The organism is Desulfosporosinus burensis (genome assembly GCF_054657535.1).
In genome coordinates this window covers 75559-96215 of the sequence record NZ_BAAHYN010000014.1, presented here as the reverse complement: position 1 = coordinate 96215, position 20657 = coordinate 75559, and the positions used below count along the sequence as shown (strand labels likewise).

At 46.6% G+C, this 20657-nt stretch carries 20 protein-coding genes and 1 other annotated feature; of the genes, 5 read left to right on the top strand and 15 right to left on the bottom strand.

Features of this window, described 5'->3' with window-relative positions; translation table 11 throughout:
* Nucleotides 1-228: 228 nt before the first annotated feature.
* From cimA to ACYQ3Q_RS22345, 13 genes are all read right to left on the bottom strand, one after another.
* Nucleotides 229-1809 carry a citramalate synthase gene (gene cimA / locus ACYQ3Q_RS22405; RefSeq protein WP_459930694.1) on the bottom strand — a complete coding sequence of 527 codons (1581 nt, stop codon included), beginning with the start codon at nucleotides 1807-1809 and terminating at the stop codon, nucleotides 229-231.
* A gap of 304 nt (nucleotides 1810-2113) precedes the next feature.
* A complete protein-coding gene (locus ACYQ3Q_RS22400) occupies nucleotides 2114-2320 on the bottom strand; it encodes a hypothetical protein (protein WP_459930693.1) in 207 nt (68 codons plus the stop codon).
* A 92-nt stretch (nucleotides 2321-2412) separates the two neighbouring features.
* Entirely contained in the window at nucleotides 2413-2721 is a 309-nt protein-coding gene (locus ACYQ3Q_RS22395; RefSeq protein ID WP_459930692.1) for a hypothetical protein, read from the bottom strand.
* 52 nt (nucleotides 2722-2773) lie between these two features.
* On the bottom strand, nucleotides 2774-3409 hold the full coding sequence (locus tag ACYQ3Q_RS22390) for a redox-sensing transcriptional repressor Rex (protein ID WP_459930691.1): 636 nt from the start codon (nucleotides 3407-3409) through the stop codon (nucleotides 2774-2776).
* Between the two features lie 134 nt (nucleotides 3410-3543).
* Complete coding sequence (locus tag ACYQ3Q_RS22385; protein ID WP_459930690.1) at nucleotides 3544-4227, bottom strand: SPOR domain-containing protein; 684 nt, start codon at nucleotides 4225-4227, stop codon at nucleotides 3544-3546.
* Between the two features lie 136 nt (nucleotides 4228-4363).
* Nucleotides 4364-5374 carry an inorganic phosphate transporter gene (locus ACYQ3Q_RS22380; protein ID WP_459930689.1) on the bottom strand — a complete coding sequence of 337 codons (1011 nt, stop codon included), beginning with the start codon at nucleotides 5372-5374 and terminating at the stop codon, nucleotides 4364-4366.
* On the bottom strand, nucleotides 5367-5993 hold the full coding sequence (locus ACYQ3Q_RS22375) for a DUF47 domain-containing protein (protein ID WP_034142149.1): 627 nt from the start codon (nucleotides 5991-5993) through the stop codon (nucleotides 5367-5369). The genes ACYQ3Q_RS22380 and ACYQ3Q_RS22375 overlap by 8 nt, the downstream gene beginning before the upstream one ends.
* A 156-nt stretch (nucleotides 5994-6149) precedes the next feature.
* Nucleotides 6150-7475, bottom strand: a complete 1326-nt coding sequence (locus tag ACYQ3Q_RS22370) for a bifunctional folylpolyglutamate synthase/dihydrofolate synthase (RefSeq protein ID WP_459930688.1) — start codon at nucleotides 7473-7475, stop codon at nucleotides 6150-6152.
* A gap of 175 nt (nucleotides 7476-7650) precedes the next feature.
* Nucleotides 7651-10311: a valine--tRNA ligase gene (locus ACYQ3Q_RS22365; RefSeq protein WP_459930687.1), complete on the bottom strand. Its 2661-nt coding sequence runs from the start codon at nucleotides 10309-10311 to the stop codon at nucleotides 7651-7653.
* A gap of 348 nt (nucleotides 10312-10659) precedes the next feature.
* Nucleotides 10660-10876, bottom strand: a binding site (T-box leader).
* Nucleotides 10877-11151: 275 nt separating this feature from the next.
* Complete coding sequence (locus ACYQ3Q_RS22360) at nucleotides 11152-12546, bottom strand: FMN-binding glutamate synthase family protein (RefSeq protein ID WP_459930753.1); 1395 nt, start codon at nucleotides 12544-12546, stop codon at nucleotides 11152-11154.
* A gap of 633 nt (nucleotides 12547-13179) precedes the next feature.
* A complete protein-coding gene (locus ACYQ3Q_RS22355; RefSeq protein WP_459930686.1) occupies nucleotides 13180-13467 on the bottom strand; it encodes a hypothetical protein in 288 nt (95 codons plus the stop codon).
* Nucleotides 13460-13993: a nitroreductase family protein gene (locus tag ACYQ3Q_RS22350; RefSeq protein ID WP_459930685.1), complete on the bottom strand. Its 534-nt coding sequence runs from the start codon at nucleotides 13991-13993 to the stop codon at nucleotides 13460-13462. Before ACYQ3Q_RS22350 ends, ACYQ3Q_RS22355 begins: the two co-directional genes overlap by 8 nt.
* Before the next feature lie 112 nt (nucleotides 13994-14105).
* Nucleotides 14106-14864 (bottom strand): hypothetical protein, encoded by a 759-nt coding sequence (locus ACYQ3Q_RS22345; protein WP_459930684.1) that lies wholly within the window; start codon nucleotides 14862-14864, stop codon nucleotides 14106-14108.
* Between the two features lie 176 nt (nucleotides 14865-15040).
* On the opposite strand from ACYQ3Q_RS22345, the gene ACYQ3Q_RS22340 reads away from it, so the two are divergent.
* A complete protein-coding gene (locus ACYQ3Q_RS22340) occupies nucleotides 15041-15814 on the top strand; it encodes a LysM peptidoglycan-binding domain-containing protein (protein WP_459930683.1) in 774 nt (257 codons plus the stop codon).
* A 293-nt stretch (nucleotides 15815-16107) separates the two neighbouring features.
* Nucleotides 16108-16986, top strand: coding sequence for a DMT family transporter (locus tag ACYQ3Q_RS22335; protein ID WP_459930682.1), 879 nt, complete (start codon nucleotides 16108-16110; stop codon nucleotides 16984-16986).
* Here ACYQ3Q_RS22335 and ACYQ3Q_RS22330 read toward each other — a convergent pair.
* The gene (locus tag ACYQ3Q_RS22330) at nucleotides 16952-17950 is read right to left on the bottom strand and encodes a sodium:calcium antiporter (protein WP_459930681.1); all 999 of its coding nucleotides are present in this window, start codon (nucleotides 17948-17950) and stop codon (nucleotides 16952-16954) included. The two genes, ACYQ3Q_RS22335 and ACYQ3Q_RS22330, sit on opposite strands and share 35 nt — an antisense overlap.
* Before the next feature lie 307 nt (nucleotides 17951-18257).
* Here ACYQ3Q_RS22330 and ACYQ3Q_RS22325 point away from each other — a divergent pair, with 307 nt between their 5' ends.
* Nucleotides 18258-18566: an AbrB/MazE/SpoVT family DNA-binding domain-containing protein gene (locus tag ACYQ3Q_RS22325; protein WP_459930680.1), complete on the top strand. Its 309-nt coding sequence runs from the start codon at nucleotides 18258-18260 to the stop codon at nucleotides 18564-18566.
* Complete coding sequence (locus ACYQ3Q_RS22320; RefSeq protein ID WP_459930679.1) at nucleotides 18535-18792, top strand: type II toxin-antitoxin system RelE/ParE family toxin; 258 nt, start codon at nucleotides 18535-18537, stop codon at nucleotides 18790-18792. The genes ACYQ3Q_RS22325 and ACYQ3Q_RS22320 overlap by 32 nt, the downstream gene beginning before the upstream one ends.
* A gap of 547 nt (nucleotides 18793-19339) precedes the next feature.
* On the opposite strand, the gene yihA is transcribed toward ACYQ3Q_RS22320, so the two are convergent.
* Nucleotides 19340-19933 carry a ribosome biogenesis GTP-binding protein YihA/YsxC gene (gene yihA, locus ACYQ3Q_RS22315; RefSeq protein WP_459930752.1) on the bottom strand — a complete coding sequence of 198 codons (594 nt, stop codon included), beginning with the start codon at nucleotides 19931-19933 and terminating at the stop codon, nucleotides 19340-19342.
* A gap of 36 nt (nucleotides 19934-19969) precedes the next feature.
* Here yihA and ACYQ3Q_RS22310 point away from each other — a divergent pair, with 36 nt between their 5' ends.
* Nucleotides 19970-20242 (top strand): hypothetical protein, encoded by a 273-nt coding sequence (locus tag ACYQ3Q_RS22310; protein WP_459930678.1) that lies wholly within the window; start codon nucleotides 19970-19972, stop codon nucleotides 20240-20242.
* Nucleotides 20243-20657 lie beyond the last annotated feature (415 nt).

The window sequence follows — 20657 nt, the reverse complement described above, 5'->3', positions numbered from 1 at the left end:
GCGTCACACGGCGCGATTGCCTTTGCGTGAGTCGTAGCCAAACTCGGCTTTAATCCGCTTTCATAAAGCAGGGCGGAACACAAGGATGTGTTCCGCCGACCATGCGACACGGATGTCGCTTTGGTCGGGAACCCTGCCCGCTTGCATACGGATTAAAGCCCTAGCTTGGCACGACGATCGCATGGCTGAGCAAGTGTGACGCGACCCTCCCGGCCTCTCGCTCTCGTCCTATTGATACTTCCAGATCGTCCAATTGATTGCATCAAGTAGAGCCTGGGCGCTAGCCTTGAGGATATTCTTAGAAACTCCTATGGTCCCCCAAACTTCATGTTCTAGCCGAGTATCAATGATCACTCGCACGATTGCTTCTGTACCTCGCGAACCATCCAGAACCCTCACCTTGTAATTAACAAGTTGACTTTGACCCAAAATCGGGAAGAAACTGACGAGAGCCTGTCTCAATGCCGTATCTAAGGCATTCACCGGCCCGTTCCCCTCCGAGGCAATCTGTACCGTATCTTGACCCACTTTTACCTTAACGACTGCCACTGAGTCTAGTTCTCCTCGCAAAGGGTCACTCCAAACATGATAATCTAAAACTTCAAAGGCAGGTGTGGGAACCTTGCCGAGGATTTTCAGAAGTAACAGATCAAGGCTTCCTTCAGCTGCTTCGAAATGAAACCCGTTATGTTCCAATTCTTTGATTTCGATCATGGCACTCTCAACCCGTGGGTCTTCTTTAGACATGGTGGGTTCAAAGCGACGTAGACGTTCCCATATATTTGCCTTTCCTGCCTGATCAGAAATTAATATTCGTCGTTCATTTCCAACCCCAGCAGGATCCATGTGTTCAAAGGTCCGTTGGTTTTTTAGAATCGCATCTACGTGCATACCTGCTTTATGCGCAAACGCACTGCGGCCCACAAACGGCTGTTTTTCATCAAAAGGGGCATTGGTCAATTCAGCAACGTAGCGAGAAAAGGAGGTGATTTTTAACAATGCCTCCTCAGAAACTACCGAGTAATCCCCAGTGAGCTGTAATAAGGGAATGAGGGTACTTAAATTGGCATTTCCACACCGTTCCCCAAACCCATTCCAAGTCCCCTGAATTTGAGTGACCCCAGATTCCACAGCAATCATTGAATTGGCAACTGCCAGACCTCTATCATTGTGGACATGGATTCCAAGTTCTGGGGGATTAAATTCCTGCATGACAACTCTAACTCCTTTTGCTACTTCAGCCGGCATGCTTCCTCCATTCGTATCACACAAAATAATGGTCTTCGCCCCTCCCTCGAGAGCAGCCGCAATACACTTCAAAGCATAATCCCGATTCTCCTTAAAACCATCAAAAAAATGCTCGGCATCAAAGAAGACTTCCCGTCCTTGTTGAAGCAAGAAAGACACGGACTCTCGTATCAAGCGAAGGTTTTCTTCCAATGTTGCCCGTAAAACATCCCTAACATGCAGATCCCAGGACTTCCCGAAGATCGTAATCGTCTTCGCTCCTGATGCCAAGAGATTTAACAGAATATCGCTTTGCTCCGGAGACTCCTTGACTTTGCAGGTACTGCCAAAAGCAACAATGCGAGTCAAAGGGGAATGCAAGTCGCGAGCTTGTTGGAAAAATTCCTGATCCAATGGGTTAGCACCCGGCCAGCCCGCCTCTACATAGAGACTACCCATTTCCGCAATCTTCTTAACGTAACTTACCTTATCTTGCGTTGAAAAATGGATCCCTTCCCCTTGAGCTCCATCTCGCAACGTTGTATCGTACACAGTGATTTTTTTTCCTTGGTTCTGATTCAATATTCTCCCCCTCTTCTTTCAACACAGCCTATGCCATCCAATAGCAAAAGCTTCCAGCTGAAGTGCGTTTTGTACTAATAAGAGCCTGATGGCGATGTTCCAAGAACTTGCCACGGGCTATTTTCCCACTTAGTGTAGTTGGCACCTACCAACTTGTAGCGCTTTGTCCTGACCCTTCCAGCGGAAATCTAAATACAATTCTTATTGTGCTATTATACGACAGGTTCCTATTACTGTACAACAGGTCAACATTTTTTAACAATAAAACTTACCCGCGTAATGTTCCGAATCAGCGTAAAAAGCCCTATGGCAGTTCCTCCCCAAGAACTGCCACAGGGCTCTTTTTTCCACACGGTGCATGCAAGTCACGAACCGTCCCCAACTTGCTCTCGTCTTGCATTCGTCTTGCACGACTCGCTACCATCGTCCCTGACATGCAGAGGGTCGCAATCACACGGCGCGAAGCCTTTGCATGAGTCGTAGCCAAACTCGGCTTTAAACCCGCTTTCATAGCAGGGCGGAACACAAGGATGTGTTCCGCCGGCCATGCGACAGGGACGTCGCTTTGGCCGGGTACCCTGCCTTCCATCAGGGCTTAAAGCCCTAGTTTGGCACGACGATCGCATGGCTGAGCAAGTGTGACGCGACCCTCCCCAGATGCAAATCAAGAACCGCCCCCAACTTGAATAGCTCGCTACCATCGTCCCTGACGTCCCTGACATGCAGAGGGTCGCGATCACACGGCGCGAACGCCTTTGCGTGAGTCGTAGCCAAACTCGGCTTTAAGCCGCTTTCATAGCAGGGCGGAACACAAGGATGTGTTCCGCCGGCCATGCGACAGGGACGTCGCTTTGGCCGGGTACCCTGCCTTCCATCAGGGCTTAAAGCCCTAGTTTGGCACGACGATCGCATGGCTGAGCAAGTGTGACGCGACCCTCCCCAGAACCGTCCCCAACTTGCGTGCTTAATAGCACTTTTGTCCACAGACATTAAAAGTCAACACTTCGAGGTTTACCGCTAAATCAACGTTCCGGAGCTCAATCTCCGGCGGTACATTCAAAACGACCGGGGCAAAATTCAGGATGGCTTCCACTCCGGCTCTAATCAATTGATCAACAATTTCTTGTGCGACAGCTGCCGGAACAGCTACTATACCGATCTGTGTTTGGTTTAGTTTCACGATATCTTCTAGTTGCTCGATGGGCAGAACTTCCACGTTACCGATCATGGTTCCTACTTTTTTCGGATCCGCGTCAAATATACTGGTAATGACAAAACCTCGTTCTTTAAAACCTTTATAGGAACTTAAAGCCAAGCCTAAGTTTCCTACTCCGACAAGGGTAACGCTCCAATTAACACCTAATCCTAGGATCCTCAGAATATGTTGACGGAGATCTTTGACATTGTACCCGACACCCCTAGTCCCAAACTCCCCAAAGTAGGCCAAGTCCTTTCGCACTTGAGCAGGACTAACGCCAACTCCATCAGCAATTTCTCCCGAGGAGGTGGTGACAATTCCTTTTCGATCAACTTCAGTCAAATGACGCGAGTATACTGAAAGTCGAATAATGGTTGCCTCTGGAATTTTTAGCGTCTTCAATTGGATCCCTCATTTCTTTGCTGGAATTTGCTAGCTAAGATGATATGCTAATTATAGCACTATCGATTAAAAACGCAATTTAATCCTAGCTCTAATTTCCAAAAACTTAAAATATGGAATATGATTTATATTTATTATTTACCAGATAGTAGGTTTATAACCCTCTGTGACTCATAAAATAACGATAATCCTAAAGCTTTTTGCTCTTCTGGAGTCGTTTTTGTGCGTAGTAAATTATAATATTGATGAAGTTCTTCCAAATCTTTAGGAGGATGATTATCTGCTTGGGCATTCCATAATTGATGTTCCTTCGCGAGTGCTTCGGCCATCATGCCCCCCTTGAGTATAATGTTAACGTTTGTTAACATTTCTACTGTTAGCTGTGCACCCTTCCCAGCGACTCGGAAGGATCGTTCAGGAAGGGTAATTTGTTTAGGAACGGTGTAAATTCCTTTTTCTGCCAATAATGTTCGTAACCCTTTTAATTCACTTGTTGAATGCCCCAAGCCAATGCCAACCACCCAAGGATTGGAGCTGATTACTTCGGCTTTAAACCCTAGCATTTTGATTTGCTCTTTACTCATTTGCGCATTGGATTCATTTTGAAAGACGCCAACTTGACAAGTCCAGAACGTCACTTCAGGTAGAACCAGAACGGTATTATTGTCGGGATTAGTGCCTCTTTGACTAGTTTGGGCCCCCCGGCTTTGACCCACTAGCTCTATGTAAATTTTCCCGATTCCCCAAGTCAGTAAACCTAATGCCATCATCCCTAAAATTAAAACAACGACTACTCGAATCTGCTCCATGACTTTCATGTCCATTCCCCTTCCGTGTTGTTCTGGACAAACTTCTCTACACGGAAGATATGTTAAGAATTGCAGAAATAGACCGAGAAGACTATAGTCGAAAGACCTTGATCAGACGACCAAGGTCCAAGGAAATTAGCAGCCATTATACAATGATTTTTGACAAGCCAAAGTAAAAAAGCGCTGCGAGTATAGAAGTTGTAGGAATAGTCACAAGCCAGGCAACAAGCATTTGTTGGGCCACTCCCCAGCGCACTGCGGAAACCCGCTTGGCGCTCCCGACCCCCATGATCGAACCCGAAACGACATGGGTGGTGGAAACGGGGAGATGGAGACCTGGAAGGGCAGTCGCTGTCCAGATTACGAGGGATGAGGTTAAATCTGCGGCAAAACCATTGATGGGCTCCAACTTGAAGATCTTCCCTCCCATGGTGCGGATAATCTTCCACCCCCCCGCAGCGGTTCCAGCAGCCATCGCCACAGCGCAGGCAACTTTTACCCATATTTGCGGTGCAAGATCGGTCTGTGATTGTAAGCCCGCTGCAACAAGAGCCATGGTGATGATCCCCATGGATTTCTGAGCATCATTGGAGCCGTGGTTAAAGGCCAATAAGCCCGCAGAGATGATTTGCATCTTCTTGAACCCATGATTGAGTCGCGACGGCGAAAAATTGCCGAAAGAAAAAGCTAATACCTTCATAATAATAAACCCTAGCGCCATTCCTATAATAGGGGAAAGAATCAGTGCTGCAAGGATCTTACCTAAACCTTGCCAGTGTAAAACGCTAAATCCAACTTTTGCAACAGCTGCTCCAACCATTCCACCAATTAGGGCATGTGAGGAACTACTCGGAATCCCCACGTACCAGGTGAGAATGTTCCAGACGATTGCACTAAGCAAAGCAGCAATTACGACCTCTTGGGTCGCAAATTTCGGCGAAACAATGTCTTTAGCGATCGTTTGGGCAACTCCGGTACTATAGAGAGCACCAAAAAGATTTAAGACGGCTGCCAGAATCACCGCCCGTTTGGGGCTCAAGGCCCGAGTCGAAACACTGGTGGCAATCGCATTAGCCGTATCATGGAAGCCGTTGATGTAATCGAACGCTAAAGCTAAAAACACCACAATGACTAACAGCACACCCAGACTAGTCATATTTCAAGACCACACTTTTAAGCAGATCGGCAATAGCTTCACAATGATCTAAGGTTGATTCTATATGTTCCAAAATCTCTTTCCATTTAATGATTTCTATGGGGTCTTTCTCATGTTCGAACAGTCGGGCCACTTCAGAACGGTAGAGTTTATCTCCTGCACTCTCTAGGTGATAAATCTCTTCTGCCGCCGCCAAGATCATCGATTTCTTGTAATGTAAATTTCCTAAACAAGAAAAAGCTGTCTGAATTTGTTCTGCTGCTAATGTCACTAGATGAACAAGTTCTTGCGCTCCTAGTGAGGGTTTGCTGGTTCGATAAAGAAGCATGCGCTCCACAGTACCTTCCGCATAATCGACGATATCATCAAGGACTTGGGCAAGTTTATAAATGTCTTCACGATCTAAGGGTGTGATAAACGTACAATTTAATCGTTCCAAGATTTGATTCGTTACACTGTCAGCTTCGTTTTCGAACCGATGCATTTGAGCAGCATCTTCAGCAGATACACTGTCTTGCTGCATGATTCCATAGAGTCTTTTAAGTGATTTAGAAATAATCTCGGTACTTTCCGAAAAGAGTTGATAAAATTTGTCTTCTTTTGGTGTTAACTTAAACATACTATATCCCCCAACCCTAAACTTACTCTGATTTTCACGGATCGTAACCTCTCATTGAAACAGATTCAGCAACATTATCTAGTCCACAGAGTATTATATCAAATCTTGGACGAGTTGTGTTATTTTTTTCGTTTCTGTCGATCAATGGAGGAATTACTAATCCTGCTTTAAATCATCGATTAGGGCTTGGCGTGCCTCTGCCAGCATGTAGATTGAACCAGTAACACAGAGCATGTCGTTTTCTCCAAGACGCTTAAGAGCAAAAACCACGGCTTCCTTGGGATTTTCGATACAGGTTACCGGACGACCATGCTGTTCAGCCAATTTTCCAAGAGCCCTCCAGTCCCCTGCTCGCGGTGAATCGGGACGGGTGATAATGATTTCATCCGCCAAAGGCACGAGCATATCCACGACCTTTTCCCGTTCCTTATCCGCCAGCATCCCCAAACAAAGTATGAGCTTGTTACGTTTATAGAGTGGGAGTGCCTGAGCTAATGCCTTAGCTCCATCGACATTATGCGCTCCATCCAATAGGATCTTAGGGTTCAGGGAAAGTAGTTCTAAACGCCCGAACCACTCTACGTCACGCAATCCAGCATAGATCGCTTCTCTAGGTATTCTCACATCATATTGACTTTGCAACACTTCACAGACGGTGATTGCTGTTGCTGCGTTGCGGAGTTGGTGGAGTCCCATTAAATGTAGGCGCAACTTCAAGTAGGTTGAGTGTAAGCCTATGAGGTCAAATTCCTGTTCCAGTTCTCCACTCCATTTGCTTTCCCAGCGGACATCTTCCCCCACTAACCACAAGGGAACACCCATAGCCTTAGCTTGTTCACGCAATACTTCGATCACGTCTAAGTTTTCAGAGGCTGTCACTACCACTGACTGGGGTTTAATAATACCTGCTTTTACCTTGGCGATGGAAACTACATCAGAACCTAAATAGTCCATGTGATCCATTCCAACATTAGTGATGACCGAAACTAGAGGGCTAACCACATTGGTCGAATCGATGGCTCCACCTAACCCCACTTCTATAACAGCATAATCGACGCTTTCCTCCGCGAAATAGAGGAACGCGAGCGCAGTGCTTACCTCAAACTCGGTCGGATGCTCATAACCTTCCGCAACCATAGCTTCTAAATGTGGGCGCACGCGCGTAATCACCTGGATGACCTTTTCTTTGGGGATCATTTGCCCGTTGATGACCATTCGTTCCCGATAATCGTGCATATGAGGCGAGGTAAAGACTCCGACCTTGTACCCCGCTTCCCGTAAGATACGAGCAATCATGACCGTTGTCGAACCCTTGCCGTTCGTACCTCCTACATGGACTACGCGCAGAACTCTTTCCGGATTTCCCAATCGTTTAAGAAGTTCTTGAATACGCCCCAGCCCAAAATTTATTCCGAACGTCGTCAGGTTAGCGAGGTATTGTAAGCTCTCAGAATATTCCTTTTCAAGATCCTTTTCGGACATTCCCTTTCCTCCTGCCGATTTACGTATACATGTTCATGATTCAAAAACCAAGACTCAAGACTTAAAAATCTAGGACAAGATTCAAGAACCAAGGACAAGAATCAGTGTCACAAGCTACAAGTCTAGTGTAGTTCAATTTCAAGGCGGTAAACTGCATGACCATCCTTCAAATACCTTACTTTAACTCTTTTAAGCGTTCTTCTAAAGCCACTTTGCGGGCTAAGAGGCCTTCTAGTCTCTCTCTCTCTTTGGCCACGACTGCTGCAGGTGCTTTGTTGGTGAATCCCGGATTATTTAGTTTTAGGTCTAGACTTTGAATATCTAGGCTGGCTGCAATAATTTCTTTTTCGATCCGAGTTATTTCTTTATCAAAATCCATCAATCCTTTTAAGGGCAGATAAATCTCTACACCCTCAAGAACGGCACTGGCTGCTTGAGCAGGCTTCTCTGCCAACCTTTCAAAGATGTCTACGCTCGCCCCTCCAGCCAATTTCAGGATATCTGGCTTCCCGTTTTCGAGCACCTTACGTTGAACTCCATCTGGGGCAAGGATCAGGATTTCGACCTTTTGTCCAGGTGAAACTTTCATCTCGGCGCGAATATTGCGGATTGCTTTGATGGTATCCATGAGCAGAGTCATATTACTCTCGGCTTCAGCGTCCTTATACTGTGGTACTTGTGGCCAGGACTGCACCATGATGCTACCCTCCCCCTCTTTCGGGAGGTTCTGCCAGATCTCTTCCGTGAGAAACGGCATGTAGGGATGCAACAGCCGCAGGGTTCCTTCGAGGACTTCAAGCAGGACGGATTGGGCAGTATGCCGAGCTACAGCATCTTCTTTGTTGTAAAGGCGTGGCTTAGTCAGCTCAATATACCAATCACAGAACTCACTCCAGATAAACTCAAAGAGTAATCGTCCACCTTCTCCGAGATCAAAGTTTTCTAGAGCTTCTGTCCCCTTCTCTACGATAGAGGCATAGCGGGAGAGGATCCAGCGATCCACTAGCGTTAGTTCTCCACGAGGACCTGGCTCGTAGTCTTCTAAATTCATGATTACATACCTTGAAGCGTTCCAAATCTTATTGGAGAAATTCCGGGTTGCTTCTAGCCGTTCAGGATGAAAACGGAGATCATTGCCTGGGGTATTCCCTGTGATTAACATAAAGCGCAAGGTGTCTGCTCCGTACTGCTCAATCACTTCGATCGGGTCCACACCGTTGCCCAATGATTTACTCATTTTTCGCCCTTGGGCATCCAAGACCAGCCCGTGAATCATGACTTTCGGGAAGGGCACTTCCTTCATAGACTCCAAGGACATAAATATCATGCGGGCAACCCAAAAGAAAATGATATCCCTGCCGGTCACTAAGACGGAGGTCGGGTAAAACTGTTTCAACTCAGCTGTTTTCTCCGGCCAACCCAAGGTGGAAAAAGGCCAAAGACCCGAGGAAAACCAGGTATCTAAAACATCGGGATCTTGCTTCAGGTTCTTTACTCCACAGCTCGGGCAGCTCAACGGATCCTCGCCGGCACAGATCTCCTTACCGCAGGCTTCGCAATACCAAACCGGAATGCGGTGTCCCCACCATAGTTGACGAGAAATACACCAATCCCGGATATTTTCCATCCAACCCAGATAAATCTTGTCAAATCGATCCGGTACAAATTCTAAACGTCCATCCCGAACAACATCTATGGCAGGCTCGGCAAGAGGGGCCATTTTTACGAACCACTGTCGACTCACCATCGGCTCGATCACGCTGGAGCAACGATAGCATTCCCCTACCGCATGGGCATGAGCATCGATTTTGACGAGAGCCCCTGCCGCTTTTAAATCTTCCACGACCGCTTTACGCGCTTCGAAACGATCCATCCCTTGATAGCGACCCGCATTTTCATTCATCTTGGCTTCTTTATCTAAGACCATGATCTGAGGCAATTGATGACGAAGCCCCATTTCAAAGTCATTCGGGTCGTGGGCGGGAGTGATCTTAACAGCACCCGTCCCGAATTCTCGATCGACATAGTCATCCGCTATAATAGGGATTTCCCGATCCATCAGAGGCAGAATCAAGGTTTTGCCTATTAAATGCGCATATCGCTTGTCCTCAGGATGAACCGCCACGGCAGTATCTCCGAGCATAGTTTCCGGTCGAGTCGTTGCCACAACCAGCGCTTCTTGACTGTCTTTGACTGGGTATCTTAGGTGATAAAGATTCCCGTCTCGATCATGGTGCTCTACTTCAATATCCGAAATCGTGGTATGGCATTTCGGACACCAGTTGATAATATAATTTCCGCGATAAATCAGACCTTTTTGATAGAGGTCAACGAAGGCTTCCCGAACTGCCTTAGAACACCCTTCATCCATGGTAAAGCGCTCACGTTCCCAATCACAAGAAGCACCCAGTCTGCGCAACTGCTGAGTAATTCGCCCACCGTATTGCCGTTTCCACTCCCAAACCCGTTCTAAGAACTTCTCTCTCCCCAGTTCCTGTCGACTTGTCCCTTCCTCAGCCAACTGCGCCTCTACTTTAGCTTGAGTCGCAATTCCGGCATGATCCGTTCCAGGTACCCAGAGCGTATTGTAGCCCTGCATCCGCTTAAAGCGCGTTAAGATATCTTGAATTGTACTGTCCATGGCATGCCCAAGATGAAGGGCCCCTGTCACGTTGGGCGGCGGCATCACAATACTAAACGCTGGTTTATCCTTTTGCACCTCTTGATGAAAAAAGCCATTTTCCTCCCAATACTGATACCATTTCCCCTCAACTAAGCTCGAATCGTAAGTTTTAGCCATTTCGATGGTTTCTGTTTTATCCGATATTTCTTCCATTATATTTCGTAACTCCTTCCATCTATAACAAACTATTTAACGGGACTTGTCCATGGATGGACTGATGTCGCGGTGCCATGGATGGCAAGGAGCGACGCACATGCAGAAAGCCCAGAAGTTTTGCGGTTTAGCCTGAGCGACAAGCGAATAGCAATGGATCACGATAGTCTCCAGTACGATAGTCTCCAGTGGAGAGTATCGCCGAAAGCGCATGGCCCTTAACGAATACTATGGCGCTGAAGGATAGAGTATCGCCGAAGCCGCGATCCCAAAAGGAATACCTACCGGCGTAGGATGTGCGAGTGGGCTAAGACACTTCCTCCCAATCAAAAAAAGCCTTTAATCCTGGTAAAGGACGAAAAGCTTCCGTGGTACCACCTTTATTCTGAGCGACACAGGGTCTCCTCAGCACTTATCATGCGCTAACGGGGATTTTCCGTCAGAGAGTACTTTATTCCCCCCTGCCCCTCCTGTACGACCTTAGCGCTCTCCGAAAAGGCCTCCCAGCTTAAGCCTTTCTCTCTGAACGGTTTATCACGCTATTCCTTACATTCTTAGGGTTTATCTCGAAATATTCATTTTTTATATTATACTCGGCATGATAAATATTGTCAAAATCTTAAAGCTTTCGAACTTATTATTTCTTCTCTACATACTCAAATTGGCCTAAGCAGTTCCAATAGCCATATTTTCCCACGCCAGTCCAAAGGCTATACGCTGACACAGCACAACATACATCAAGAGCCCTACCATGGTAACTATGAACTACCATGCCAGTAAGCGAGAGTAGAACGGAAGTCTATGTACCTAAGAACCCGCCGACTTTAGTCACGCGGAGTATCAGTCTTGCCGAGTATCTGCACGTCTTACGCCGGTTACTTTAGCGGTCCATTCATCCACTGCGACAAGATCGTTAGGACCAAGCTCCGACAAAGCAGTTTTCCCTAAGGCGCGTATTCCCTCTTCCATTTCTAAGACCATTGATTTTAAGACATTGGCTACACTTTTACTGGCCAAAGAAATATCCAGTCGTTGTTTATAGGGGGAATCGTAATACACCAATTGGGTTAACGGTTCCCAGGGGAGAATTTTATGGATTTGGTTATGGATTAATCCGAACAGAGGAACAGTTCCTAGATAGATCGCATCTGCCCCCAACGCTATAGCTTTTAAACATTGCCCTGGTGTAGCATATCCTCCCCCGACCACCAAGCTCACTTCTTTACGGGCTCCCTGTTCGCGCAAAAAACGTTCTGCGCGCACTAAGGCTAAGAGACTTGGGATTCCCAAATCATCGCAGATCAGGGGTGTTGCCCCAGACGAACCACCTTGACACCCATCGAGCACAATGACATCAAAGTCAGCCTCCAAACAAACGGCTAAGTCCCGCTCTAAACCGCCTGTGGCCATAATTTTGATAGCAATAGGCTTCCCAGCTGCTTCGGAACGCAAATCCGCAACATACTTTGGCCAATCCCAAGGAGAATTAATTCCTGGGATGACTGCAGTTGACACGACGGATTCCACAGGGGATATGCCCATGAGTTTTTGTGCTTTTCCCTTTATAGAATTAGGTTCATGTGCTCGGGAACCTACACTTGACCCTTGTCCCATCTGTACTTCCAGCATATCCGCAGCAGCAATCCCTTGAGGACTATGCCCCCAAGTGCTCCGACTAATTTGCCAGATGAATTTGTCGGCTTCATCCCGTTCGCTTTGAAGAAAGGGACCCTCACCAGAATTGGTAGCGGTTCCGAGTTGTTTTGCTGCCCTAGCTAAGGCACGTTTAGCTTCTTCGCTCAGCCCGACCCCATACCCCATGCCCGAGATCATTAACGGAATATCGATCTGGAGAGGCTTTTCTGCCTTCGACCCGAGGGTTACCTTCATGTCTATCGGAATGCTGGCATCTTTAGGAAGACGCGCCATTTGAGCAGCGACGAACATTAGGGTATCATAATGGGGCAGTGGTTTTGGGGAGCCTAGAGGGCGATGGATTTGTTTCCCTTCTTCAGCACGTAAACTGATTTCTAGAATAGTTTGGAGTGAAGTACGACGTACAGCACTCCACAATTCCGCCAGGTTTTCATGATACTTATCTTTAAGAAGCCTTTCAATCACTAAACCAAAAAGCCGTTGTACGATTGTTCGGAACAAACGTTTACCGACAAGATAAAATACCAACAAAAGTATGATTCCTGCAATGAGTGTCCCCAAAACAGAAAGCGCAACTATGAGTAGGGCGGTCGTAAACAACAAGATAATCCCCCATCTTCGACTTACGCATTTTTCAATGCACAATCTTAATAGGCGTAGTCTACGCTGCTTAGCCAATAATATACAAAAAAAAGACGTGCTCATTGAAGGTTTTAAAATGAGGTTCCTCTTCTTTATATATTCAAGGATCAAATTAGAGTAAGTTCATCTAACGAAGGTGGTGGTATACTCCATCTCGCGGCGCGATATATTCATCAGTTGCTTTGCGCCTTCGCTATAAGGCTCGCTGGAAACCAATACCGAAAGCTCGATGTTCAACTTCTTAAGTTGAACGAGTTCGCTTGAGGCTAAGATTACTTGGAATGTTTATTACTTATATCTTCCTTTTTTGTTATAAAAAAGCGGAATGCCTTGAAAAGGATTCTTGACAGCACCGAGAAAATTCAGCTAATGGTTACCGATGTAAATGCAGCTGAAGCTGCACTATAAGCACTACGCTAGCCGTGCGCGCAATATGGGGGTACTTGACTTGCTTGCAAGTCAAAGTACCTCCCCTTCTTCCTTTAAAAACATCACTCTTACACACAAAATTTCACCTATATTTCACCTAGGCCTGACCCCATCCCCCCCTCTGTCACACAATTCCACCCTTCAGACGGCGCACATGAAATATGCCGTCCCCCAGACGTTCCATTCCCCGTCTGTTCTCCGTTCTCCGACCCAAGCCAAGGACGCAGTGTGACACGAGGGCGACGTCTTTGCGAAAGCAGAAAAGCAAACTTCCGTGTAAGCGACCCCAGATACGGGGCTGAGCACAGGACGTGCGAAGCCGCCAACTGAGCCAGGGATGGCGAATTTGGCGGGGACCCCGCTCCTCATATAGGAGCTTACACGGTTAGTTTGCTCTGCGTCGCAAGCACCGAGCGCTGTGTCACACAAGTCCTCCCCATTTTCCTCGGAAAACTATCTCTGCCATCGCCTTCCTAGGACGCGGGCGTCGTTCCTCAGCAGCATATCCTAAAGGAGTCATCGCTACTACTCGAACATTTCCAGGAACATTCAAAGCCTCCCTTGCTTTCTCCTCACTAAACAGACCCTGCCAGCAGGTCCCTAACCCTTGATCTGTTGCAGCTAACACCAAATGTTCCATGGCAAGTCCTGCATCTAACATCATAAAGTCCTTGCCTTCCCATACTTCTGATTCACTAGGGACTGCACATAGAACAATGACCATAGGAGCTCCCATCAAAGCCTTCCGTCCAGGATTACTCTCACTCATACATTCAGCTAAAGCCTTACGCCCTGCTGTATCTTCGACCAAAACAAATCGCCAGCACTGTAGATTTTTCCAAGACGGAGCTAACCGGGCTGATTCTAAAATATACTCCAATTTTTCCTGTTCGATGGGTTTATCCAGATAGGTGCGCAAACTCCGCCGAGCTTGAGCTAATTCAAGAAAATTCATTCTCAGTCCTCCAATTTCCTTTGCCTTTTTCGTATTATGTTCTTACTTATTAGTATTATTCTCTCAGCTAGTTCTTTTTCCTGCTTTCGTTAACGTATCACTATGAATAATCCTATTGCTCCCACCACGGTCTCGAATCTCTATTTTTCTCCGAAGTAACTTTTCCCGTAACTACTTTTCTCGCGTTTACCTTTTCCGTACCCGCTTTATCCTTATCCTCTCCCCCTCTCGCCCAATCAGCGAGATCATTATCTAGCGGCTCTGATTCCCAAATCTGCGAAATTCCAGAATTTTTTGGGCTTGAGAATTTTGATTTTTTATTTTTATTCTCCCTGTCCCAAGGCCATTCTATATCTGAACCTTCATCAGGATTCCTCTTAGCCCCTTGATTCTCTGCGAAATCGTCCTTTGATATAGGCTCCGTCTCCCAATCGAACTTACTGCTGAAGTGGTCATCTATACCACAACTCGCATAGGAGGGAGTAAAAAATGTATGACTCTTTCCTGCGTTCCAGGAACTCTCGACTTCCCGCTTCCTGCCTGCTCCGAACGCCCCAGCTACTAAACCAATCAAGGCACCCTCGACCAGAACTTGTATGAAGCCCCACCCCTGAATGGGAAGGAATAGAGCCAGCAATAGAGTCCCCACTGTAACATAGCCAGCTCCAGTGACCCCGCCCATTAACCAGACACCGCTTTCTTTTGCTGTTCTGTACCCCCCCACTAAACAACTTGCCAGAAGCCCAATATCCAATAACCTAGAGGTACTCAGGCCTCCTAGACCTATGGCGCCCCATATAACACCAGCAAAAAGGGTCAAAACTGTAACTAGCAAAGCCGTTGTGATTCCCCTCAAAATAAAAAGACCCATCTCCCGCCCCCCTTTTATATACTTATTATCGATAAGATTTCTACATAGTTATCCTAATACCATTACTACGTCGAACTTGTCCAATATATTCCAACTTTAATCCATTATTACCCATTATCATGTCTTCCCCTTTGCGAATATAGTGTGCTATGTCATATGAAAAAGGAGGAGTCGTGATGGATTATGCACGATATACTGTACATGCAGGGGATACCATTTATAAAATTGCCAAGGCCTACAATGTCGAAATGGCTGAGATAATCCAACTTAATCATTTAAAACATCCTGATCGCATATATGCTGGCCAAGTTTTACTTCTCCCCGTCCAGGAATTCCGTGAACCTGCTACCCCCATGCAGATTCCCGAACCTACCTTTACATACGCCACGTGGCTCTACGAGGCTTATGCTGGTAAGGATTCCGAATTAACCGCGATCACAACCTACCTATATCAAGCCGTGCTTCTGGACCACCCAGATTTCGATGCCTTGTTACGCCCCATTGCTTATGACGAAATGCGACATCTCGAAAAATTAGCTCTTGCCTTACGTCATCTGGGGGTTGACCCGAAATACGGAGCATTAAGTAGTGGGCACTGGGTTGAATGGCGAGCGAATTTTGTCAACTATACCAGCGACCTTTGCGCTCTGCTAGACTCTAACATTGCAGACGAGGCCAGAGACCATCAGGAATATCTTGAACTCGCGCAAAAAATACCCATTCCAGAAATTCAGTGTATTCTTATGGAAATGGCCGCTGATGAAGAACGTCACTACCATTTATTCTGTCAAGCGAAGCAACAATATTGCGGCGAATTTGCCCCGTGTCCGCCACCAACGCCATGTTCTCCTCCACCAATCTACACTCCGATCATAGGCCAAGAACCTATGCCAGAGGCACAATTGCCTATGATAGATCTTCCAGGACCGCATCAGGGAGGAAGAGGTTAATAAATCCCTCTGTTCAGTTGGCATTTGTTTCTGTATACTAGAAATTGCGTAATCACTGTGCCAAAATGCATTTAAGCTCAGAAAGGCCGTTGCGTAACCTGCGCAACGGCCTTTCTGAGCTTAGTCAGACTCCCATGCCGCTAAGCGGCACTACTGATGAATGTCATAGTTATTTACAGGGCAGACCCCCATGACGCTTCACAGCATCATCAGATGATGAAAATGTATTTCAGCGTAGAAAGTATAACTTGATATTAAATACTTAAGATTGATAAAGAAGAGGAGTAATTGGATTGAAGTTGAGTAAAAGCCAATGGGCTGATTTTTCCTTACTTTTGGTTACCCTAGTTTGGGGTTCAACGTTTGTCATCGTTAAATGGGCAATCGAGGACCTTCCCCCGTTTCCTTTTCTAGCGATTCGCTTTGCTCTGGCATTTATTAGCTTACTTCCGTTTCTCTGGATACAGAAGGCCCATATCTCCAAAGGCACTGTGCTAAAAGGTGCCGCCTTAGGGGTTTTTCTGTTCTCCGGATACGCTTGGCAAACGGTGGGTCTGCAATACACCACGGCCTCCAACGCCGGGTTTATCACTGGACTTTCTGTCGTTTTTGTCCCAGCCTTAGTTACTCTGACAACACGGAAACTTCCAAGCCCCAGCCTAATCCTCGGTATAGTCTGTGCCTTAGTCGGTCTAGCCTTTCTCTCCCTAGGTGATCGCTTTCAGCTTAATAAGGGTGACCTCATGATCCTTGCCTGTGCGGTAAGCTTTGCCTTACATATTTTCTTAGTAGGGCGTTATGCCCCTGAGACAAATGCGACAGTTTTAGCCAGCGTGCAGATTCTTACCGTCAGCATTTTAAGCGGATTTTTCTCCTTTCTATTGCCCCAGCCTTCCATATCCTTTAGCTCAACGGTATGGATAGCCTTATTAGTTACCGCCATTCCGGCAACTTCACTCGCCTTCTTTGTGCAGACTAAAATGCAACAATTCACCACACCGACCCATACCGCACTCATCTTTTCCATGGAACCGGTATTCGCTGCCATCTCTGCGTTTTTCTTTGCTGGAGAAATGTTAACCCAAAGAGGGCTCTTTGGGGCTGGATTGGTCTTAGCAGGTATGCTCATCGCAGAATTTACGGGATCGAAAAACGAACCACCGTCAAAATGAAAAAAAGGTAAAAGACTCCTCCAATTAAGAGAGTAGTAGGTAAAATCACCCCTTTGTAGCGAAGTGAAAGGTAAGGAATCAACGCTGCTCCCAAAGCAAGCAGCGCACTCCAGAGTGCCAAGGTATCAAGTTTCCAAGGCGTAAGAGCAATTCCGATAGCCGGTATCACAGAACTTTGAAACACCATGGCTCCACTTAGATTACCCATAGCTAACGTATCTTTACCCCGCCGGATCCAAAGGACGCTATTAAATTTTTCCGGTAACTCGGTTGCTATTGGAGTAATTATTAAAGCTAGCACAAAGACTGGAATTCCAACGGCTACAGCGATGGGTTGTATAGCATCGACAAAACGATCCGCCCCAAATACGATCGCCACTAATGACAAGAAGATTTGTACCAAAATCATGGTCATCGATGGTTGAGGATTGTGTCTGGACACATATAAGGGTGCTAACTTTTCATGTTGGCAATCATCCTTGCAATCGCGCACTGTTTGGTATACATAAATTCCATAAGCTGCAACTAACATTAAAGCAGAACCATTCTTAAGTGTTTGAGAGGGTAAAAAGGAAGCTAGAATGGCCATTGAATAGACGATCAGGAAAAATTTTAGATCATGGCTTACAACCTTAGCATCAATACGCAGAGGGAGATTCCTGCGCCGGAATATAAGCGCTGAAATTCCAGTGATAAAGAAAGCCACTGTCGCAAGCATAAAAGGCGCACCAAGAATCGCTCCTATCCCAATTTCTTCACCCTCCGGCCCCACCCTTCCCCCTAAAAAAGCCATAATCGGAACCATGGTCTCGGGCAAGGCAGTCCCAACCGCTGCGAAAATACTCCCCACCGCTCCAGCCCCAAGCTTGAGCCTTTGCCCTAACCACTCAATCCCATTAGTGAAGGCTTCAGCCCCAATCAAAATAATTCCCAGACTTATAATTAAAAACCCGACATCTCTCAACTATTACCCTCCCTTCTTCTTGCTCACTCCCCGAGGGTTCTAATAAGCTCCAATAATTCTCACTCTATAACTATACGAGAGTGAGGTTTTTTTATGATAAAACAATTAGCTTAAGAGTCTTCTTCGTGTACTTTTTAATATGAACACAAAAAAGCCGGAGTCCATTATTCGGATTAAATGGATCTCAGGCTATTTCTTTATGCCTGGCAAACAATGCATCCCCTTGATTGTCGCGATATGTTGATATGCTTAACAAATAGTGCTAAACTGTATATACAACTGAACTGTGAAAGGTGGTGGAAATCGAATGGCTATTGTTCAACAAATTCAAAAAAGGATGATCGTCAGCCTAGCCCAAATTGCTAAGAACCTTAATTTACATGAGGGGGACCATGTCATAATTGAGGAGAAAGACGGCGGAATTTTCTTAAGACCAGTTGACTGGGTAGATAAGAATCAAAAATACTTTTGGACTAAAGTGTGGCAAGAAAAAATGAACCTAAGCCAAGAAGCCCTGGAAAAGGGCGAGTATAAAACATTTAGCAACATGGAGGAGGCTATTAAAGATCTGGAGGAGCTTGCCCATGCCAATAATAATAAGAACCAACCCATTTGATGCAGACTTTCTCTTGCTATCGCAAAAGGAGCAAAAACAGGTTTTAAAGGCACTCCGCTTCCTTGCCGATAACCCAAGGCATCCATCTTTGCAAACTCATAAGATCGAAGACACCGACTTTATTGAAGCTTATGCGAATATGGATATTCGAATCATCTTTGAACGGACAAGTGATACTATTGTTTTGCGTGCGGTAGGACATCATGACATCCTAAAAAGCCTCTAACCACTTAATAAGTCAATTGCACGACAAGTACGTAAAAAACCGGAGTCCACACTAATGGATCTCCGGTTATATCATTAACCCGGGCTAGACGGTGCACATTAAAATGTGCCGTCTCCCCATCATTCGTTCTACGTTCTACGTTCTTCGTTCTTCGTTCCCCGACCCAAGCCAGGGACGCAGTGTGACACGAGCGCGACGTCTTTACGTAAGCAGAAAAGCAAACTTCCGTTCAAGCGACCGACCCCAGAAACGGGACAGTGCACAAGGTCCCTTCTCGCCATCCTTGGCTACAGGGACACTCGGCCATCCTTGGCCAGCGGATGTGCACTGCCGCCAACCGAGCCCGAAGACACTGTCTTCGCACGAATTAGGCCTTCTTGCAGGACGGCGAGTTTGGTACGATAGTCTCCAGTGGAGATTATCGCCGTAGGCGGGTTCTTTTATATAATACTATCGCCGAAGGATGTATCCCGCTCCCCAGAGTAGGCGCTTGAACGGTTAGTTTGCTCTGCGTCGTAAGCACCGAGCGCTGTGTCACACAAGTCCCTCACACAAGTCCCAGTATCTCTTCCAACGCCTCATTCAATTCTTCCTTACCGACTCCAGTCTGAGCCGAAAAGGGAAGAATCAGTGAAACATCTTGAATATCTAAGGCTTTAGCGATGACGTTCAAGTGTTTCTGCCATTGTCCGCGTGCGATTTTATCAACTTTTGTTGCTACGACCATGGTTGGAACCTGCATTGTCCGTAACCACTGTTGCATCTCAATATCTTCTACACTTGGAGCATGGCGAATATCTACAATATGAATAACTGCGCGTAACGGTTCTCGCTTTTTCAGATAGGCCTCCATCATTGGGCCCCATTGGGCATTAACTGTCTTCGCGACCTTTGCGTAACCATAACCCGGTAAATCTACAAGGAACCAAGCGTCATTGACCCGGTAAAAATTCAAGGTTTGGGTCTTGCCCGGTGTATTCCCAGTACGCGCGAGGTTACGCCGCCCCAGAAAACTATTAATCAACGAAGACTTACCCACATTTGACCGCCCAGCCATCGCTATCTCTGGCAACCCGCCTACTGGATACTGTTCATATTTCACAGCAGAGGCAACATATTCCGCATTTTTAATGACTATCAAGGTATCCTCTTCCTTTTCGTATATTTGGGGGAGGAAGTGTCTTGGCACGTTCACACATCCTACGCCGATAAGTATTTCTTTTGGGATCGCGGCTTCGGCGATACTCTATCCTTCAGCGCCATAGTATTCGTTAAGGGCCATGCGCTTTCGGCGATACTCTCCACTGGAGACTATCGTACTGGAGACTATCGTACTGGAGACTATCGTACTGGAGACTATCGTACTGGAGACTATCGTACTGGAGACTATCGTACTGGAGACTATCGTACTGGAGACTATCGTGTTTCATTGCTATTCGCTTGTCGCTAAAGCTAAAACGTAAAACCTCTGGGCTTTCTTAATGTGCGTCGCTCCTTGCCATCCATGGCACCGCGACATCAGTCCATCCATGGACAAGTCCCGTTACGTTTCTTCACGCTTTATCGACTACGCTCATTGACGCAATTCCTCTCTCCATGCTCTCTAAGCCAAGAAACTTCCTCAAACGCCCTTCCGTCCTCCCTTGCCACAGAGGGTCGCGATCACGCGGCGTGATGCCTCTGCGTGAGTCGTAGCCAAACTCGGCTTTAAGACGCTTTCATAGCAGGACGGGAAACAGGACGTTTCCCGCCGGCCATGCGACACGGATGTCGCTTTGGCCCGAAACACATGTGTTTCGCCTGGCCGCTTGCATAACGGATTAAAGCCCTAGTTTGGCGCGACGAGTGCAACGGCTGAGCAAGTA

Coding starts and splice junctions, on each gene's coding strand:
- ACYQ3Q_RS22325 (WP_459930680.1), top strand. CDS start 18,258: ATGGCTATTGTTCAACAAATTCAAAAAAGGATGATCGTCAGCCTAGCC.
- ACYQ3Q_RS22365 (WP_459930687.1), bottom strand. CDS start 10,311: ATGGAAGAAATATCGGATAAAACAGAAACCATCGAAATGGCTAAAACT.
- ACYQ3Q_RS22320 (WP_459930679.1), top strand. CDS start 18,535: ATGCCAATAATAATAAGAACCAACCCATTTGATGCAGACTTTCTCTTG.
- ACYQ3Q_RS22340 (WP_459930683.1), top strand. CDS start 15,041: ATGGATTATGCACGATATACTGTACATGCAGGGGATACCATTTATAAA.
- ACYQ3Q_RS22370 (WP_459930688.1), bottom strand. CDS start 7,475: ATGTCCGAAAAGGATCTTGAAAAGGAATATTCTGAGAGCTTACAATAC.
- ACYQ3Q_RS22345 (WP_459930684.1), bottom strand. CDS start 14,864: ATGGGTCTTTTTATTTTGAGGGGAATCACAACGGCTTTGCTAGTTACA.
- ACYQ3Q_RS22400 (WP_459930693.1), bottom strand. CDS start 2,320: ATGAAAGCGGGTTTAAAGCCGAGTTTGGCTACGACTCATGCAAAGGCT.
- ACYQ3Q_RS22380 (WP_459930689.1), bottom strand. CDS start 5,374: ATGACTAGTCTGGGTGTGCTGTTAGTCATTGTGGTGTTTTTAGCTTTA.
- ACYQ3Q_RS22395 (WP_459930692.1), bottom strand. CDS start 2,721: ATGCGATCGTCGTGCCAAACTAGGGCTTTAAGCCCTGATGGAAGGCAG.
- ACYQ3Q_RS22350 (WP_459930685.1), bottom strand. CDS start 13,993: ATGAATTTTCTTGAATTAGCTCAAGCTCGGCGGAGTTTGCGCACCTAT.
- ACYQ3Q_RS22385 (WP_459930690.1), bottom strand. CDS start 4,227: ATGAAAGTCATGGAGCAGATTCGAGTAGTCGTTGTTTTAATTTTAGGG.
- ACYQ3Q_RS22375 (WP_034142149.1), bottom strand. CDS start 5,993: ATGTTTAAGTTAACACCAAAAGAAGACAAATTTTATCAACTCTTTTCG.